17 protein-coding genes are annotated in these 16022 nt (G+C 65.1%); 13 read left to right on the forward strand and 4 right to left on the reverse strand.

Annotated elements, in window-relative coordinates; translation table 11 throughout:
- Positions 1-127 precede the first annotated feature (127 nt).
- From AC07PZ_RS17360 to AC07PZ_RS17410, 11 genes are all read left to right on the forward strand, one after another.
- On the forward strand, positions 128-1489 hold the full coding sequence (locus AC07PZ_RS17360; RefSeq protein ID WP_495296362.1) for an LLM class flavin-dependent oxidoreductase: 1362 nt from the start codon (positions 128-130) through the stop codon (positions 1487-1489).
- Complete coding sequence (locus AC07PZ_RS17365) at positions 1489-2865, forward strand: acyclic terpene utilization AtuA family protein (protein WP_495296363.1); 1377 nt, start codon at positions 1489-1491, stop codon at positions 2863-2865. The genes AC07PZ_RS17360 and AC07PZ_RS17365 overlap by 1 nt, the downstream gene beginning before the upstream one ends.
- On the forward strand, positions 2862-3173 hold the full coding sequence (locus AC07PZ_RS17370; RefSeq protein ID WP_495296364.1) for a DUF4387 domain-containing protein: 312 nt from the start codon (positions 2862-2864) through the stop codon (positions 3171-3173). The genes AC07PZ_RS17365 and AC07PZ_RS17370 overlap by 4 nt, the downstream gene beginning before the upstream one ends.
- Before the next feature lie 75 nt (positions 3174-3248).
- Complete coding sequence (locus AC07PZ_RS17375) at positions 3249-4658, forward strand: MmgE/PrpD family protein (RefSeq protein WP_495296365.1); 1410 nt, start codon at positions 3249-3251, stop codon at positions 4656-4658.
- A gap of 103 nt (positions 4659-4761) precedes the next feature.
- On the forward strand, positions 4762-5673 hold the full coding sequence (locus AC07PZ_RS17380) for a LysR family transcriptional regulator (protein WP_495296366.1): 912 nt from the start codon (positions 4762-4764) through the stop codon (positions 5671-5673).
- A 228-nt stretch (positions 5674-5901) separates the two neighbouring features.
- Entirely contained in the window at positions 5902-7074 is a 1173-nt protein-coding gene (locus AC07PZ_RS17385) for an ABC transporter substrate-binding protein (protein WP_495296367.1), read from the forward strand.
- 39 nt (positions 7075-7113) lie between these two features.
- Positions 7114-7983 carry a branched-chain amino acid ABC transporter permease gene (locus tag AC07PZ_RS17390; RefSeq protein ID WP_495296368.1) on the forward strand — a complete coding sequence of 290 codons (870 nt, stop codon included), beginning with the start codon at positions 7114-7116 and terminating at the stop codon, positions 7981-7983.
- Between the two features lies 1 nt (position 7984).
- The gene (locus tag AC07PZ_RS17395; protein ID WP_495296369.1) at positions 7985-8977 is read left to right on the forward strand and encodes a branched-chain amino acid ABC transporter permease; all 993 of its coding nucleotides are present in this window, start codon (positions 7985-7987) and stop codon (positions 8975-8977) included.
- The gene (locus AC07PZ_RS17400; RefSeq protein WP_495296370.1) at positions 8974-9753 is read left to right on the forward strand and encodes an ABC transporter ATP-binding protein; all 780 of its coding nucleotides are present in this window, start codon (positions 8974-8976) and stop codon (positions 9751-9753) included. The genes AC07PZ_RS17395 and AC07PZ_RS17400 overlap by 4 nt, the downstream gene beginning before the upstream one ends.
- A complete protein-coding gene (locus AC07PZ_RS17405; RefSeq protein WP_495296371.1) occupies positions 9740-10450 on the forward strand; it encodes an ABC transporter ATP-binding protein in 711 nt (236 codons plus the stop codon). Before AC07PZ_RS17400 ends, AC07PZ_RS17405 begins: the two co-directional genes overlap by 14 nt.
- 112 nt (positions 10451-10562) lie before the next feature.
- Positions 10563-11492 (forward strand): amidohydrolase family protein, encoded by a 930-nt coding sequence (locus AC07PZ_RS17410; RefSeq protein ID WP_495296372.1) that lies wholly within the window; start codon positions 10563-10565, stop codon positions 11490-11492.
- A gap of 39 nt (positions 11493-11531) precedes the next feature.
- Here AC07PZ_RS17410 and dmeF read toward each other — a convergent pair whose 3' ends face one another.
- On the reverse strand, positions 11532-12512 hold the full coding sequence (dmeF, locus tag AC07PZ_RS17415; RefSeq protein WP_495296373.1) for a CDF family Co(II)/Ni(II) efflux transporter DmeF: 981 nt from the start codon (positions 12510-12512) through the stop codon (positions 11532-11534).
- Positions 12513-12576: 64 nt separating this feature from the next.
- Here dmeF and AC07PZ_RS17420 point away from each other — a divergent pair, with 64 nt between their 5' ends.
- Entirely contained in the window at positions 12577-12852 is a 276-nt protein-coding gene (locus tag AC07PZ_RS17420; RefSeq protein ID WP_495296374.1) for a metal/formaldehyde-sensitive transcriptional repressor, read from the forward strand.
- A gap of 13 nt (positions 12853-12865) precedes the next feature.
- Here the strand turns inward: AC07PZ_RS17420 and map are convergent, their stop codons facing one another.
- Together map and AC07PZ_RS17430 are read right to left on the reverse strand one after the other, a co-directional pair.
- On the reverse strand, positions 12866-13657 hold the full coding sequence (gene map, locus AC07PZ_RS17425; RefSeq protein ID WP_495296375.1) for a type I methionyl aminopeptidase: 792 nt from the start codon (positions 13655-13657) through the stop codon (positions 12866-12868).
- Entirely contained in the window at positions 13654-13920 is a 267-nt protein-coding gene (locus tag AC07PZ_RS17430; protein WP_495296468.1) for a ParD-like family protein, read from the reverse strand. Before AC07PZ_RS17430 ends, map begins: the two co-directional genes overlap by 4 nt.
- 141 nt (positions 13921-14061) lie before the next feature.
- Between AC07PZ_RS17430 and AC07PZ_RS17435 the strand changes: the two genes are divergently transcribed.
- The gene (locus AC07PZ_RS17435; protein ID WP_495296376.1) at positions 14062-14583 is read left to right on the forward strand and encodes a CinA family protein; all 522 of its coding nucleotides are present in this window, start codon (positions 14062-14064) and stop codon (positions 14581-14583) included.
- 15 nt (positions 14584-14598) lie between these two features.
- Here the strand turns inward: AC07PZ_RS17435 and AC07PZ_RS17440 are convergent, their stop codons facing one another.
- Entirely contained in the window at positions 14599-15807 is a 1209-nt protein-coding gene (locus AC07PZ_RS17440; protein ID WP_495296377.1) for a GAF domain-containing sensor histidine kinase, read from the reverse strand.
- Positions 15808-16022 lie beyond the last annotated feature (215 nt).

Consider the following 16022-nt stretch of genomic DNA (forward strand, 5'->3'; position numbering starts at 1 on the left):
GGGGCCACTTATTGACCTCCGCTATAGGTTCATTGCAGACCGGAAATTGCCGCCGAAAGCGCGACGCGCAAACATCGAGATGCGTGCCAAAGACGGCATGGTCCTTTGCTCAAACGAAAGCCAATCGATGTCCCAATCCAAACGTCAGATGACGCTCATCGCCTTCATGCAGGCGCAGAACTGCACCAACTACGCCGGCTCATGGCGGCATCCGTCGAGCATGACGGACTATCTCTCGCCGGAGTACTACCAGCGCGTCGCGCGAACGCTGGAGGAAGGCAAGTTCGACATGGCCTTCTTCGACGATCGGCTCGCCATTCCCGACATCTACGGCGACAGCCACCGCGACACCGTGAAATACGGCGTTCGCGCATTCAAGCTCGAACCGACCTCGGTGCTGATGGCCATGGCCATGGCGACCTCGCGGCTCGGCCTGGGCGCGACCTATTCCACCACCTACTACGAGCCCTTCCACGTGGCCCGGCTGTTCGCCACGCTGGACCTGATGACGCAGGGCCGCGTGGCCTGGAACGTGGTGACCTCGATGAACGACTCGGAGGCCGCCAACTTCGGCCACGAGGACCACCTGGCGCACGACCTTCGCTACGACCGCGCCGACGAGTTCATGGAAGTCGTCATGGGCCACTGGGACACCTGGGAGAACGATGCCATCGTGGCGAACAAGGCCGACGGCTTCTTCGCGGATCCCGACAAGGTGCACCGGCTGGACCACGTGGGCAAGTACTTCAAGTCGCGCGGGCCGCTGCCCGTGCCTCGCTCGCCGCAGGGCCACCCGGTGATCCTGCAGGCCGGCCAGAGTGGCCGTGGCCTGGCCTTCGCCGCACGCTGGGCCGACCTGGTGTTCGCCAAGTACCCAACGCTGGAAAACGGGCGCAAGCAGTACCAGGCGTTCAAGGACGGCATCGCTGCGGCCGGCCGCAACCCGGTCGACGTGCGCGTGGCGCCGGAGCTCAAGATCATCGTCGGCGAGACCGAGAGCATCGCGAAGGAAAAGCGCGACCTGATCGCCAGCCTGTCGCGGCCGATCGACGGCCTCACGATGATGGGAGAGACCCTCAACATCGACTTCTCGGGCCGCCCCTACGAGCAGCCTTTCACCGACGCGGAACTGGCTGCCATGTCGTGGCAAAGCCTGCGGGACAAGGTGATCCAGGTCAGCGGCAAGAAGAACCCGTCGGTGCGGGACTTCGTCGAGGCCTCGGGCCGCGGCACGCTGAATGACGGGCCTTGCTTCGTCGGCACCGCCACCCAGGTGGCCGACCAGATGGAGGAATGGTTCAAGACCGCATGCGACGGCTTCGTGCTGTCGGGCACCACGGTGCCGGGCACCTACGAGGACATCGTGCGGCTCGTCATCCCCGAGCTGCAGAAGCGCGGTCTGTTCCGCAAGGAATACGAAGGCACGACGCTGCGCGACACGCTCGGCGTGAGCCGTCCCGACGCGGGCGACTGGAAAAAGGTGGCGTGATGGCGCAGAAGACGGTCAAGATGATGTCGGCCAGCGGCATCCTGGGCTATGGCTTTCCGGAAGCCTCGCTCGAGGCGGCCCTGGCGCGCAAGCCGGACATGATCGGGGTGGATGGCGGCAGCTCGGACCCGGGGCCGCACTACCTCGGCTCCGGCAAGACACTCAACTCGCGCATGGCCATGAAACGCGACCTGTCGCTGCTGCTGCGCGGCGCCATCCGCAATGGCATACCGATGATGGTCGGCACCTGCGGCGGTGCGGGCGGCGAGCCTCATCTCCAGGCGTGCGCGGACATCATCCGCGAGGTCGCGCGCGAGCACGGCCTGAGCTTCAAGATGGCACTCATCCATTCCGAGCAGGGCAAGCCCTTCCTGCTCGAACAGCTGGCGGCGGGAAAGGTGCGCGCACTGGGTAACGCGCCGGAGATCCATGCCGAGGACATCGCTGGCGCGGAGCGCATCGTCGGCATGATGGGCCCCGAGCCATACCGTGCGGCACTGGCTGCGGGTGCGCAGGTCATCCTCGGCGGGCGCGGGACCGACCCGGCGCCCTGGGTTGCGCTGGCCATGCATCACGGCCTGCCGCCAGCGCCCGCCTGGTATGCGGGCAAGATCCTGGAGTGCGCCTGCAATGCGGCCATACCCAAGAAGCACGATTGCCTGCTGGTGACGGTGGGCGAAGACTTCATCGAGACCGAACCCCTCAATCCCGAGCTGCGCTGCACACCGATGTCGGTGGCGGTGCAGGCGCTGCACGAAAACGCCAGCCCCGTCATCCGCTACGAGCCCGGTGGCGTGGTCGACTCCACCGGCTGCGTGATCGAAGCCCTCGACGACCGCAGGGTGCGGGTCACCGGCATGGAATGGAAGCCGGCGCCCTATTCCATCAAGCTCGAAGGCGTGCGCCGGGTCGGCTTCAGCGCGATGGCCATCGCGGCCACGCGCGACCCCGGGTTGATCGGGCAGATCGACAGCTTTCTCGATTTCGTGCGCAGTTCCACCGCCACCAAGGTCGGTGCCCTCGGCATCTCGCCGGACGACTACGAGTTGGTCTTGCGCGTCTATGGCAAGGATGGCGTGATGGGCAGTTGGGAGCCCTCCACCGGCGTGGTTCCGGTGGAACTGGCGCTGGTCGCCGAAGTGGTTGCAATCAGCCAGGACGTGGCCAACGCCGCGCTCTCGCTGGCCCGTGTCACCCTGCTGCATTCGGACTTCCCCGGTCGCATGTGCCGGGAAGGCAACATGGCCTTCCCCTTCTCGCCCTCGGACATCGAACGTGGAGCGATCTACGAGTTCATGCTGCAGCATGTGATCGAGATCGACGACCCGCTGTGCATGTTCCCCATCGAATACGAACAGGTAGGAGCGCCCGCATGACTCGCCTCAAGGACATCGCCAAGGCCTGCAAGAGCAAGAATGCCGGCCCTTTCCACATCACGCTGGACATCATGTTCGACGACGAATCGCTGTTCGAGCGCGTACGCGCCACGGGCGTGATCACCGCGGAACTCATCGCAGGTCTTTATGGCGTTTCGGTCGATGCCGTGCTGTTCACCGAATACCGGCCCGCGCTCGCATGGAAGGCCACGTTGCCTCGCCGCATCGCATCGGGCGCGGTCGGCGACACCGATGTGTATGGCGCGCAGCAGCACGCGCCGTTGCTCGACATCGACGTGCCGATCTGATCCGATGCAAGGCCGTGCGCAACGCTCACACCAGAGCTCGCGAGCGGTCACCATCTCCAACACGAGACAGACAACATGAAGAACGAGACCCCTCATCTGCAGGTTTCCACACCCGGCATCGCAGCCCGGCTTGCCGACTTCGCCTATTCGCTGCAGGCAGACGACGTGCCGGATGCGGTGTGGACCAAGTCGGTTCACCACATCGCGGATGCCGTCGGGCTTGCGTATGCGTCGCACCGCTTCCCCTTTGCCGCGCCGGGCCTGACGGGTATCGCTGCTGCGGGCAGCCCTGGCGACGGGACCGTCGTCGGCGGCAGCCAGCGCCTGGCGCCGCGTGATGCCGCCATGGCCAACGGCTACCTGATGCACGGCCTGGACTTCGACGACACCCATCCCGGTGCCATCGTCCACCCGACCGTCGCCTGCCTGCCCGCTGCTCTGGCGATGGCCGAATCGCTCGACCTGAGCTGGGGCGAACTCATTGCGGCTTATGTCGCCGGCATGGAGACCTGCATCCGCATCGGCCGGGCGGTCAAGGGCGGCTTCCATCACGCGGGCTTTCATGCCACCGGGCTGGTGTCGCACTTCAGTTCCGCCGTGGTCGCCGGCAAGCTGATGGGCCTCGATGCAGCCCAGCTGGTGGGCGCACAAGGCCTCGTGGCGAGCACCGCATCGGGCGTACAGGTCTTTCTGGAGACGGGCGCCTGGACCAAGAGGTTGCATCCAGGCTGGGGCGCGATGGCCGGCATCACCGCGGCAACGCTGGTCAAGCATGGCTTCGATGCGCCTGCACGTCCTTACGAAGGCCGCTTCGGCTTCTTCGAGACGCACATGCAGGCGCACGTCGGTGCCGTCGACACGGCGTCCATCGCCGCGGGGCTCGGCAGTGAATGGACGCTGCTCGAAACGGCCATCAAGCCCTACCCGGTCTGCCACTTCATCCACGGTGCTGCGGAGGCTGCGCTGCAATTGCACGGCGAGTTGGGCGCCGATGCACAGGTCGTGCACATCCGCTGCGAACTGCCCAAGGACACCTTGCCCATCGTGGCCGAGCCGCACGCAGCCAAGGCGGTGCCGCGCACCGACTACGAAGCCAAGTTCAGCGCGCACTTCGTGGTGGCCACCTGTCTGCTGCGGGGCCGGTTCGGCCTGGCGGAACTGAGCGACACCAGCCTGGTCGACCCGGAGATCCTGGCGCTGTGCCAGCGCGTCGAGTGTGTCGAGGAGCCTGGTTCCGCCTTCCCCAAGCACTTCTCGGGCGCAGTCACGATCACGCTGGCATCGGGTGAAACGCGCAGCCGACGGGTTCCCGTGAATCTGGGCAGCGGCGAGCGTGCGCTGACACGCGAAGACATCGTGACCAAGTTTCGCGGTACCGCGGGCATTACGCTCACGCCCGATCGCGTCGATGCCGTGCTGTCCGTGCTGCTGTCCGCCACGCGCGACACGCCCGTGCGCACGATTACCGCCGCCCTGGGTCGCTAGTCAACCGTGAAAACGACGCCCCGCGAAGGGCGTCGCACTGCCCGGACCGGGTTTTGCCTGGATTAAGCTCATGGCGAGTCAAGCAGGGAATCCCGGGGACACCTTGAGCCAACATCCGCAGCTGCGTTTTCACCTGCCCGAACTGGAAACCTTCCTGGTCGTGCTGGAGGAGCGCAGCTTCAGCCGGGCCGCCGAGCGGCTTTGCATTTCGCAGCCATCGGTATCGAACCGGATCAAGCGCCTGGAAAACGTCCTGCGCGTCAAGCTGATCACCCGCACCACCCGCAGTGTCGAAGCCACGAGTGACGGCAGCCTGCTGCAAGCGGCCTCGCAGGAGGCGTTGGCCGGTCTGTATGCCGTGCTCCACCAGTTTCGCGACCGCTCGGAGGCGGCTCGCAATCGCGTGGTGATCGCTGCAACGCCGATGATTGCGGCCACCTTCATGCCGCAGATCATCCATACCTATGGCGAGATCTTCTCCGACGTGCAGGTCGTGCTGCGGGACATGCCTTTCGAGGTGCTCTTGAAAAGCATCGGCGACGGCTCGGCCGACATCGGCGTGACCGCACTGGATGGCGACTACGACAACCTGCTGTTCCATCCACTGGCCGAGGAGCCGGTCGTGCTGGTCGTCCCCGCACGGCACCCGCTGGCCCGTGAAAAGGTGGCCTCGCTGGAGATGATCCTGCCCTATCGGATGATCTTCCTCGACCGCTACACAGGCCTGCGGGAACGGCTGGCGGAGGCGTTTTCGGCCTACGGTGCAGTGCCGGATGCCGCAACGGCCTCCACGCTGCCGACCTTGATGGGCCTGATCGACACCGGCAGCTGCGTCACCTTCCTCCCTCGGTCGATGGCGCAGACCAATGCACGCCAGTCGCGTGCCATCGTCGAGCTCGCCGACTTTCGCGCGGTACGCAGCTACGGCAGCATCGTCGCCCGCAAGGCGGTTCTGACGACTGCCGTCCAGAGCTTCCGGGACCACCTCCACCGCGAATTCGAGCCGCTGTTCTAGCGGCCGGCATACCCGTGGGTCATGGCTGCCGCGAACGCGGTGGTGGAGTCGCGCGCGGCCGGATGCGTCAGGGCTATAGCCCGGCATGGGCGCTTATTGGCGCCCTGAATAAATGCATACGCATTGCCCATTTTTGTTCTCCGAATGCGCGGCCCAGAATTGTTTGGCCGGCTGATCGATGCAGCGCAACGATGCGTTCGACCGGCTCCATTTCTATTCGGAGACACCATGAACCCCCTCTTTCGCAGCGCCATCGCCGCACTGCCTTTCGCACTGCTGACCCTTCACGCGGGCGCCCAGGAAACCCTCAAGATCGGCGCCATCGTCACCTTGTCCGGGCCCGGTGCGGCATGGGGACAGGCGATGAAGAACGCGGCGGAACTCGCCGCCGACAGCGTCAATGCCAGCGGCGGCCTCGAGGTGGCCGGCAAGAAGTACAAGGTCGAGATCGTCGCCTACGACGACAAGTATCAGGCCGGCGAGGCGGTCACAGTGGCCAACCGGCTGGTGTTCGAGGACAAGGTCAAGTTCATCATCGGCCCGACCGGCTCCGCCCCCACGCTCGCGATCCAGCCGACGACCGAGAAGAACGGCGTCATGACGGTGACCCTGGGCTTCACCGACAAGGCCTTGGCCGCCGCCAAGCCGCTGAGCTTTCGCCCCGTGGTCACCACCCTCGAGTTCGCCGAGCCGCAGATCGCCTGGATGATCAAGACCCAGGGCGTCAAGAAGGCCGGCGGACTGTTTCCCAACGACGAGTCCGGCCAGGTCATCGCACGGGATCTCGAGGCGGCCTACAAGCGGCACGGCGGCGAGCTGGCTGCCAAGGAGTTCTTCGAGCGTGACCGGGTCGACTTCATCCCGCTGCTGACCCGCATGCTCGCGCGGGGCATCGACACCATCGAACTCGACGGCAACTCACCCGGCACGGCGGGCCTGATCGCCAAGCAATCCCGCGAGCTGGGCTTCAAGGGAAAGATCGTGCGCACCGGCGGCCCCGCGACGGCCGAGCTCGTGACGGTGGCGGGCAAGGAGGCATCCGAGGGAATGATCGTGCACGCGGTGATCGATCCCGGCCTGCCCAGCACCAAGTCCTACCTGGACCAATACACGGCCAAGTACAAGACTGCGCCCAACGGCTTCAGTCCTTCGTTCTACGACTTCACGGGCATGCTGTTCGAGGCCATGCGCCGTGCCGGCAGCACGACCGACACACCCAGGGTCGCCGCAGAGCTGGAGAAGATGAAGGACTACACCGGCGTGCTCGGCAAGCTCAACTGGACTGGCAAGGCCGCCTATGGGGTCGACCACCAGCTGGCCGTGCCCTTCTACGTGGCGGAGATCAGGAACGGCACCGAGACCATCCGTGCCCGCTGCACCGTGGCCGAAGGCTGCAACTGAGCGCCGCGCGCATCTCCACACCTACGTTCTAGGAGCGACATGGACTGGTATCTCTTGTTGGGGCAGGCGACGGTCAACGGGCTGATCGTCGGGCTGCTGTACCTGCTGATGGCCGTCGGCTTCACGCTGGTCTTCGGCGTGATGCGGATGGTGAACTTCGCGCATGGCGAGTTCTACATGCTCGGCGCCTTCTGCGCGTACTTCTTCACCGTCAAACTCGGCTTTCCATTCCTGCTCGCGGTGGCCGCAAGCTTCGTGGCGGTGACGGCCATCGGGTGCGTGCTTGAGGCCGTCATCCTCAAGCCCTTCCGCAAGGACGAGCTCAACGGGATGATCGTCACCATCGGCATGGCGCTGATCGTGCAGAACGTGGCCTTGCTCGTGTTCGGTCCCAATCCCGTGTCGATTCCATCCATCACCGAAGGCTCTTCGAAGCTCCTCGGCATCAGCGTGGCGAATTCGCGGCTGTACGTGGTCGTCTTCGCCGTCGCGGTGCTCGCACTGCTGTATGTCTTTCTCAAGCACTCGCGCGGTGGCCGCGGGCTGCGGGCGGTGGTCGAAGATGCGCAGACCGCATCGATCCAGGGCGTGCGCGCCCGGCTGTACTACCCCCTGGGCTTCGGCATCGGCGTGGGGTTGGCCGCCATCGGTGGAGCGCTGATGGCTCCGCTGTTTTCGGTGTCGCCGTTCATGGGACAGACGCCGCTGCTGAAAGCCTTCATGGTCGTGATCCTCGGTGGGCTCGGCAGCATTCCGGGCGCGGCGATAGCGGGGCTGATGCTGGGTCTGCTGGAGAGCTACTCGTCGCTCTTTCTCAGCACGAGCACGGCAGACATGATGATCTTCGTGCTGGTCGTGGTGGGCATGCTGGCCTTTCCGCGCGGCGTGATCGGCCGCGGGGAAGCCTGAGATGAACACACAGACCATCGTGAACTCGGCGATGTCCGCTCGGTCCCTGACCTTGCCGCGAACACGTGCGCTCCGGATCGCGCTCGGCGTGGCAGTACTGGCCGCTGCGGCATGGCCGTGGAGTGCCGGCCAGTTCATCCTGCACCTGGCGGTGCTGGCCTGCATCAACATCGTCATCGTCAACGGCCTGTCGATCATCGACCGCTCCGGCCAGTTGTCCTTCGGACATTCGGCGCCTGTTGCCATGGGCGCCTATGGTTCGGTGCTGCTGTCCTCGTCCGCGGGGCTGGGAAGCATCTCTGCGATGGGACTGACCCTGCTCGCCGGTGCGCTGATATCGGGCGCCATCGGCTGGGTGATCCTGCGGCTGCGCGGGGTGTACTTCGTGCTGGTGACGTTCGCCTTCGCGGAACTGGTGCGGCTGGTGTTGCTGGACGCAGTGTCCGTCACCGGAGGCGCCAATGGCATCGCCAACATCGCGCCGCTGACCATCGCCGGCTTCGCCTTCGACACCAGGGCGCGTTTCTACGGCCTGGCGCTGCTGATGGCTGCAGCGTCGGTCGGTCTCATGGTGTGGCTGTTCCGTCGACCGCTGGGACATGCCATCGTCGCGGTCGCGGCCAACCCGGCACTGGCCGAGTCGACCGGCCTCAACGTCACGCGGCTGCAGCTGGTGGCCTATGTCCTGGGTTGCGCGCTTGCCGCCCTGGGCGGTGCACTGACGGCGCGCTACATTGGCTTCATCTCGCCGGAGTCCTTCAATACAGGCACCTCGGTGGCCTTCATCACGATGCTGGTGATCGGTGGTCGCAAATCCCTGTTCGGGCCGATGCTTGGTGCACTGGTGCTGACGCCGTTGCCCGAGCTCTTTCGGGGCGCGGTGCAGACGCAACAGATCTTCTACGGCGCAGCACTGATCCTGATCCTGCGCTTCCTGCCCGGTGGTATTGCCGGGGTCCTGAAGCTCGTCACGCACAAGGGAGGCACCCGATGACCGCGTTGCTCAAGGTCCAGGGTCTAACCAAGCTGTTCGGTGGTCTCGCCGCGGTCAAGGACCTTTCCTTTCAGGTAAACAAGGGCGATATCGTCGGCCTGATCGGGCCTAACGGCGCAGGCAAGACCACCGCCTTCAGCACCATTGGCGGCGCGTTGTCCGCGACGCGCGGCAAGGTGATCTTCGATGGCGTGGACATCACGGGCAAACGGCCCAGTGCCATCGTCGCGCTGGGGCTGGGCCGCACGTTCCAGTCCACCACATCCTTCGCCGATGAGACCGTGGCGAAGAACATCGAATGCGCATTGCTGTCACGCATCGAAGGCTCTGCACCACAGCGGCTCATGCAGCGTACCCGCGCGCTGCTGCCGGCGTCGGGTGTGGCGGCAGAGGTCGACCGCATCATCGAGATCGTCAACCTGCAGGCGTGGCGCGACGTGCCGGCCGCCGAGCTGGCCTATGGGCTGCAGAAAAAGCTGGGCATCGCCATCGGCCTGGCCGCACGGCCGTCGATGTTGCTGATGGACGAGCCCGCCGCCGGCCTCAACCACGAGGAGTGCAACGAACTCACCCGACTTCTGCGGAAGCTGCGTGAGGAACTCGGCCTGACGGTTCTGCTGGTGGAGCACCACATGGCCATCGTGATGGAGGTTTGCCACACCATCGTGGTGATGGTGCATGGCGAAAAGATTGCCGAAGGAAGTCCCGAGCAGATTCGCGCCAATCCGGCGGTCATGGAAGCCTACCTGGGAGCCCCCGACTATGCGCATGCTTGAAGTGGATCGCATCAGCGTCCATTACGGACTGATGAAGGCCGTGTCGTCCATCGGCTTTCGCGTTGACAAGGGCGAAGTGGTGGCCTTGATCGGTTCGAACGGTGCGGGCAAGAGCAGCACGCTCAAGGCCATCGCGGGCATCGTGTCTTCCGGCGACGGCACGATCAGCCTGGACGGAGAGCAGATCCAGCGTCTGCAGCCGGAGCAGCGGGTGCAGCGCGGCATTGCGCTCTCACCCGAGGGCCGGCGCCTGTTCGGGCGCATGACGGTGCTGGAGAATCTGCAGGTCGGCGCGCACACCATCAAGTCGGCGTCGGAGCGATCGGAGACACTGCAATGGATCTATTCGCTGTTTCCGCGCGTGCACGAGCGCCGGGCCCAGCTGGCGGGGTCGCTGTCGGGCGGGGAGCAGCAGATGGTGGCCATCGGCCGGGCGCTGATGGCGCGGCCCAAGCTGCTGATGCTGGACGAGCCCTCGCTGGGCATCGCCCCCAAGGTCGTGGCCGAGATCGCGGATGCGATCCGCAAGCTCAACGCTGGCGGCATGTCCATCGTGCTTGTCGAGCAGAACGCGCGCCTGGCGCTCCGCCTGGCGCACAACGCCTACGCGCTGGAACGCGGCGAGGTGGTGAAGTCCGGCAAGGGTGCCGAGATGCTGGACGACCCTTTCGTCCGCAAAGCCTATCTGGGGGTGTGACGAGATGACCGCGACGCAAACGACCAGCGAACTTCTGCTGGTGGCGCAACACCGGCCCGATCCGGCCTGGCTGGCGGCCGGCCATGAAGAGGCGCTGGAGCCGGAACTGCCGATGATCGATGCGCATCATCATTTCTCCGAGCATTGGGGCGGCTACCTGCCCGACGACCTGCTGGCCGACGCGGAGGGTCATGACGTTCGTGCGACGGTCTATGTGCAGTGTGCGTGGCAATACCGTACCGAGGGTCCGGCGGCCATGCGTCCGGTCGGGGAGACCGAAGCGGTGGTCGCCTGCACCCGCGAAGCCAATGGTCGCCAGCACCGCACCAGGGTCGCCGCCGGCATCGTCGGCTATGCGGACCTGCGGCTGGGCGACGCAGTCGATGAAGTGCTGGCCGCACAGGTCATGGCCGGGCAGGGCCGCTTCAGGGGCATCCGCAACAGCGGCGCCTGCGACCCGGAGTTCCGGCATGGCGTGCTTGCACGGCCGATGGCCCGTCTTTATGCCGACCCGGCGTTCCGGGCGGGCTACGCCCTGCTTGCGCGGCACGGGTTGTCCTTCGACGCATGGGTGTATCACCCGCAACTCGGGGACGTTCTGGAACTCGCCTCGGCCTTCCCTCACATTCCGCTGATCGTCGACCACGTGGGCGGGTTGCTCGGTGTCGCCCGCTTTCGGAACGACCCGCGCGGCGCGATCGACGAGTGGCTTCCATGGATGCAGCGACTTGCGCAATGCCCGAACGTGACCGTCAAGCTCGGCGGCTTGGGCACGGCGGTGTTCGGCTTCGACTTCACCCGGGGCACGCAGGCACCATCGTCCGAAACACTGGCAGCTGCCTGGCGGCCGGCGATTGAGCCGGTGCTGGATCTGTTCGGCGCCGAGCGTTGCTTCTTCGAGAGCAATTTTCCGGTCGATCGCAGTGCCGCGTCGTACGGTGTCGTCTGGAATGCACTGAAACGCCTGGCGTCGGGAGCGTCGCCGCGGGAGAAGAAACTGCTGTTTCACGACACCGCAGCGCGAATCTATCGCCTCGACTGAGCGGATGATGTGGCAATTGCCAATCGGTGTTGACAAGCGCTAGTCAATACGCGCCATCGGTCGATTCACTTCCACCGAGATGTGAGCCAGTTCTTCGTGAACGCGCAATTGGGACTTGAAGTAGTCCGGCGACACTTCGGCGTCGGTCGCGAGCGCGAGGATGCACGCGTACTTGCCGCGGCCGACTCGCCAGACGTGCAGGTCGCAGATGTCGGCGTGGATCGGGCTTTGTGCAATGACCTCACGAATCTCTTCCACCACGGGCGCGTGCATCTCCGCGTCGAGCAGCACGCGGCCCGACTCACGCAGCAGTCCGTACGCCCAGTACGCGACCAGCACTGCGCCGACGATGCCCATGACCGGGTCGAGCCAATCCGCCCCCCACAGCTTGCCGCCGATCAGCGCGACGATCGCGAGCACCGAGGTCGCTGCGTCGGTCACCACGTGGATGTAGGCCGCGCGCTGGTTCAGGTCATCGTGACCGTGCGCGTGCCCATCGTCATGTGCGTGTGCATGTGTGTCGTGATGATGGGCATGACCATCGCCGTGGTGGTGATGATCGTGATTGCCGCGCAGCAGCCAGGCGCAGATCAGGTTGACGACCAATCCGGCGATACCGATCGCGATGGCTTCGTCGTAGTGGATCGCCGTCGGCGAGATCAGCCGCTCGGCCGACTGGAACAGCATCAATGCGGCGATGAGGGCCAGCACGATCGCGCTGCTGTAACCGCCCAGTACCTCGATCTTCCAGGTCCCGAAAGCGAAGCGGCCGTCGCCCGCCAGCCGCCGCGCTGCGGCATAGGCGATCACGGCAAGCCCGAGCGCCAGCGCGTGGGAACTCATGTGCCAGCCATCGGCCAGCAGCGCCATCGAGTTGAAAGTCCAGCCGCCGACGATCTCCACCACCATCATCACGGCTGTCAACACCACCGCCCACAGGGTGTTGCGCTCGGCGAGCGGGTTGCCTTCGTCGAAGACGTGCGTGTGTTGCCAGGCGTGGGCTGCGGAAGGGGTCTGCATGAATGGATTTCAACTGCTTCTGGATACTGTACCCCAGTATATTCCCGTGGCCTAAAATGCCACGATGGCACATACGATCACAGGGAAAAAGCAGCTGCTGACACGCGTGCGTCGCATCAAGGGACAAGCCGATGCGCTCGAGCGCGCACTCAGCGAAGAAGGCGATTGCCTGGCCATCCTTCAGCAGATCGCGGCCGTGCGCGGTGCCGTGAACGGGCTGATGGCCGAAGTGCTGGAAGGCCATATCCGGGAGCATCTCGGCGACCCCGAGATTGACGAGGCCACGCGCAGCCGCGATCTCGACGCGGTCGTTTCTGCGCTGCGGTCCTATCTGAAATAGCGATGCGGGCCGCTCAGATCGCGGGATAGGCGCCCGTGCCCTCGGGCCAGGGCGTCAGCACTTCGAAGCCGTTGTCCGTCACGGCGACCATGTGTTCCCACTGGGCCGACAGCGAGTGGTCGCGTGTCACGACCGTCCAGCCGTCCGGCAGCTGGCGGGTCTCGCGTTTGCCCGCGTTGAGCATCGGCTCGATCGTGAAGATCATGCCGGCCTCGAGCCGCAGGCCCTCGCCGCGCTGGCCGTAGTGCAGGACTTGCGGGTCATCGTGGTAGATCTGCCCGATGCCATGCCCGCAATACTCACGTACCACGCTGAACCGCTCGCGGTGGGCGACGGTCTGGATCGCGTGGCCGATGTCACCGAGCGTGGCGCCAGGACGCACCTGGCGGATGCCGGCGCGCATCGCTTCGTAGGTCGTGTCGACCAGCCGGCGTGCAAGCGGACTCGGTTCGCCGACGTAGTACATCCGGCTCGTGTCGCCGAACCAGCCATCCTTGATCACGGCGACATCGATGTTCAGGATGTCGCCTTTCTTGAGCACGCGCTGGGTCGATGGAATGCCGTGGCAGACCACGTGGTTGACCGAGGTGCAGACGGTTTTCGGATAGCCCTGGTAGCCGACGTTGGCGGGAATCGCGCCCTGCACCTCGACGATGTAGTCGTGGCAACGCTGGTCGAGTTCCTCGGTGGTGACGCCCGGCTTCACGTATTCGCCGATCATGACAAGCACGTCCGCTGCAAGCCGGCCGGCGGCGCGCGACATGGCGATCTCGGCGGGCGACCTTGTCAGCACACTGCTCTTCATGCGTGCACCTCCCTGGAAGCGGCCGCCACCATCGGCAACTTGCCGCGAGGCAGCGCCGACACGGTCGTGAGATCGAAGCCGCCGGCCTGCTCGGCGCGGATCAGCAACTGGCAGATGTCGCTGTGCTGCAGTCCGGGATGAAGCTCGGCCAGCATGCCGATGCGCATCCAGTGTTCCGCCTGCGCGTTGATCGAGCGGCTGAGCGCGTTGCCCGCCACCCGGAGGTTCTCATGCATGAGATCTGAAATCTTGACAATGCCCATGGTGCTGGTCGTGATGGATGATTCGTATATGAAATATATATGAATCATATCGTCCAATCGGCGGCGGCGCCAGTGTGGGGGCATGGCCCTGGTGCTTTCCAAGGTAGTCTCCTGGCTGCCGTTGAAAACCGAGACATCCCAATGACCGACTCGACCCGCCCCCCATCGCTCGATCAGCTGGCCGAGCGCATCGGCGCCACCCTGCGTGAACGCCAGCAGACCGTCGCGGTCGCCGAGTCCTCGGCGGGCGGGCTGGTGTCTGCCGCGCTGCTGGCGGTGCCTGGTGCTTCTGCGTTCTTTCGTGGCGGTGCCGTCGTGTACACGCGCCATGCCTTTCGCGGGCTACTCGATCTGGGTGCCGACGACATGGTCGGCCTGCGCGCCGAAACCGAACCGTATGCGGCGCTCATTGCGGGCCGTATCCGAGACATCCATCGCGCGACATGGGGTCTGGGCGAAAGCGGCGCTGCCGGACCGTCGCCGAGCCCTTATGGCGACGCGCCGGGCCATGTCTGCGTGGCTGTCGCGGGAGAGCACGCGCCGGCGACGCGCACCATCGAAACCGGCGACACGCGGCGCGCGGTCAACATGCAGGCCTTTGCCTGGCAGACGCTCTGGCTGTTCGACGGCGTGCTCCACGGCACGGTCGATGCGCGAACCTGAGCGAGCGCCTGGCGCTCAGGCGATGGCTGCAATACCTGGAATGGCCGGGATGCGCGCAACGAACTGCGTGCCGAGGTCGGCCGTCGAGCTGACCTGCAGCGTGCCGCCATGCGCCTTGACGATCAGCGAACAGATGTGCAACCCCAGGCCAAGGCCCTCGCGGACCTGCGTGGTGGCCGGCCGCCAGTAGGGCTCGAAGATCCGGGCCATGTTCTCTGCGCTGATCGGCTCGCCGCCGTTCACCACCGACAGCACCAGCCAGCCCTGCTTCGTCCAGGACTCGATCACCACGGGCGTGTCATGCGCGCCGTGCGTCAGCGCATTGGCCAGCAGGTTCGACAGCAACTGCTGGATGCGCGCGCAGTCGCACCAGACCGTGCCCTCGATGTGGATGTTCTCGATGATGTTGCGTCCTGGGTGCGCGCTGCGCAGTTCCAGGACGACTTCGCTGAGCGAGGCGGCGAGGTTCGACACCTCGGTCTTGGTCACTTCGAAGCCGGCACCGGTGCGTCCACGCGCGAAATCCAGCACGTCGTCGATCAGTCCGGCCATCCGGCGCGTCGTGGTGCGGATCTGCTCGCCTGCGCGCGCGATCTCCGGCTCGGAGACGCGCCGTGCAAACAATTCGCCCAGCGTGCTGAGCGCCGACAGCGGATTGCGCAGGTCGTGGCCCAGCACCGCAATGAACTGTTCCCGCATCTCCGCCGTCGCGCGCTCGTCGACCAGCGCGAGTTCGGTCTCCCGCTGCCGCTCTTCAATCTCGAGCTGGCAACCGATCAGGTCGGCGAAGCTCTCGAACATGGCCACGGTCTTGGGTTCCGACACCGACATCGGGCGCGGATCGATCGCGCAGAGATTGCCGAAGTAACGCCCGTCAGGCCGAACGATCGGCACGGAGATATAGCTCTCGATGTTGTAGATGCGCGGCGTATGGTGGCCGGCGTACACCGGGTCCTGGCTCGCGTGGTCGAAGTAGATGGGCGCACGCAGTGCGCGCGATTCGAAGCACAGCGTCGTCTGCACTTCGAGCTGGCCGCCAGGCATCAATCCGAAGCCGATGTGGTCCTCGACCGCGCAGGCGGTCCAGCTGGTGTCGGACACCCTGGCTACAGCGGCAAAGCCCATGCCTGTGTTGCTGCAAATGAGCTTGAGCAGCGACGGCACAGCGCCTATGCGACTGATCAGGTCGATGTCCTGGCTGATGGCCTCGGGTGAGTCGTCCATGCCTTCGAGAATTCGTTGCCCGCGTTACGTGTCTAAACAGCTGTCGATCATAACGGTTGGTCAAAATCTTCGGCACCGGTGTCTGGCATCGTATGGAAGAAAAAGCAAACTTTCGTCTACGGTCCGTTCAGGCGACCATCGACCTCGTTTCCTGGGCAACCGTAAAAAAATCCAAAAGAATTTCAAATTAAATGAGATGTATTCTCATTTGATGT

This window comes from Variovorax sp. GW821-FHT10B04 (assembly GCF_059415645.1).

Bases quoted from the DNA above. Each gene is read 5' to 3' on its own strand.
- AC07PZ_RS17360 (WP_495296362.1), top strand. From the start codon at position 128: ATGTCCCAATCCAAACGTCAGATGACGCTCATCGCCTTCATGCAGGCG.
- AC07PZ_RS17365 (WP_495296363.1), top strand. From the start codon at position 1,489: ATGGCGCAGAAGACGGTCAAGATGATGTCGGCCAGCGGCATCCTGGGC.
- AC07PZ_RS17370 (WP_495296364.1), top strand. From the start codon at position 2,862: ATGACTCGCCTCAAGGACATCGCCAAGGCCTGCAAGAGCAAGAATGCC.
- AC07PZ_RS17375 (WP_495296365.1), top strand. From the start codon at position 3,249: ATGAAGAACGAGACCCCTCATCTGCAGGTTTCCACACCCGGCATCGCA.
- AC07PZ_RS17385 (WP_495296367.1), top strand. From the start codon at position 5,902: ATGAACCCCCTCTTTCGCAGCGCCATCGCCGCACTGCCTTTCGCACTG.
- AC07PZ_RS17390 (WP_495296368.1), top strand. From the start codon at position 7,114: ATGGACTGGTATCTCTTGTTGGGGCAGGCGACGGTCAACGGGCTGATC.
- AC07PZ_RS17395 (WP_495296369.1), top strand. From the start codon at position 7,985: ATGAACACACAGACCATCGTGAACTCGGCGATGTCCGCTCGGTCCCTG.
- AC07PZ_RS17400 (WP_495296370.1), top strand. From the start codon at position 8,974: ATGACCGCGTTGCTCAAGGTCCAGGGTCTAACCAAGCTGTTCGGTGGT.
- AC07PZ_RS17405 (WP_495296371.1), top strand. From the start codon at position 9,740: ATGCGCATGCTTGAAGTGGATCGCATCAGCGTCCATTACGGACTGATG.
- AC07PZ_RS17410 (WP_495296372.1), top strand. From the start codon at position 10,563: ATGATCGATGCGCATCATCATTTCTCCGAGCATTGGGGCGGCTACCTG.
- dmeF (WP_495296373.1), bottom strand. From the start codon at position 12,512: ATGCAGACCCCTTCCGCAGCCCACGCCTGGCAACACACGCACGTCTTC.
- AC07PZ_RS17420 (WP_495296374.1), top strand. From the start codon at position 12,577: ATGGCACATACGATCACAGGGAAAAAGCAGCTGCTGACACGCGTGCGT.
- map (WP_495296375.1), bottom strand. From the start codon at position 13,657: ATGAAGAGCAGTGTGCTGACAAGGTCGCCCGCCGAGATCGCCATGTCG.
- AC07PZ_RS17430 (WP_495296468.1), bottom strand. From the start codon at position 13,920: ATGGGCATTGTCAAGATTTCAGATCTCATGCATGAGAACCTCCGGGTG.
- AC07PZ_RS17435 (WP_495296376.1), top strand. From the start codon at position 14,062: ATGACCGACTCGACCCGCCCCCCATCGCTCGATCAGCTGGCCGAGCGC.
- AC07PZ_RS17440 (WP_495296377.1), bottom strand. From the start codon at position 15,807: ATGGACGACTCACCCGAGGCCATCAGCCAGGACATCGACCTGATCAGT.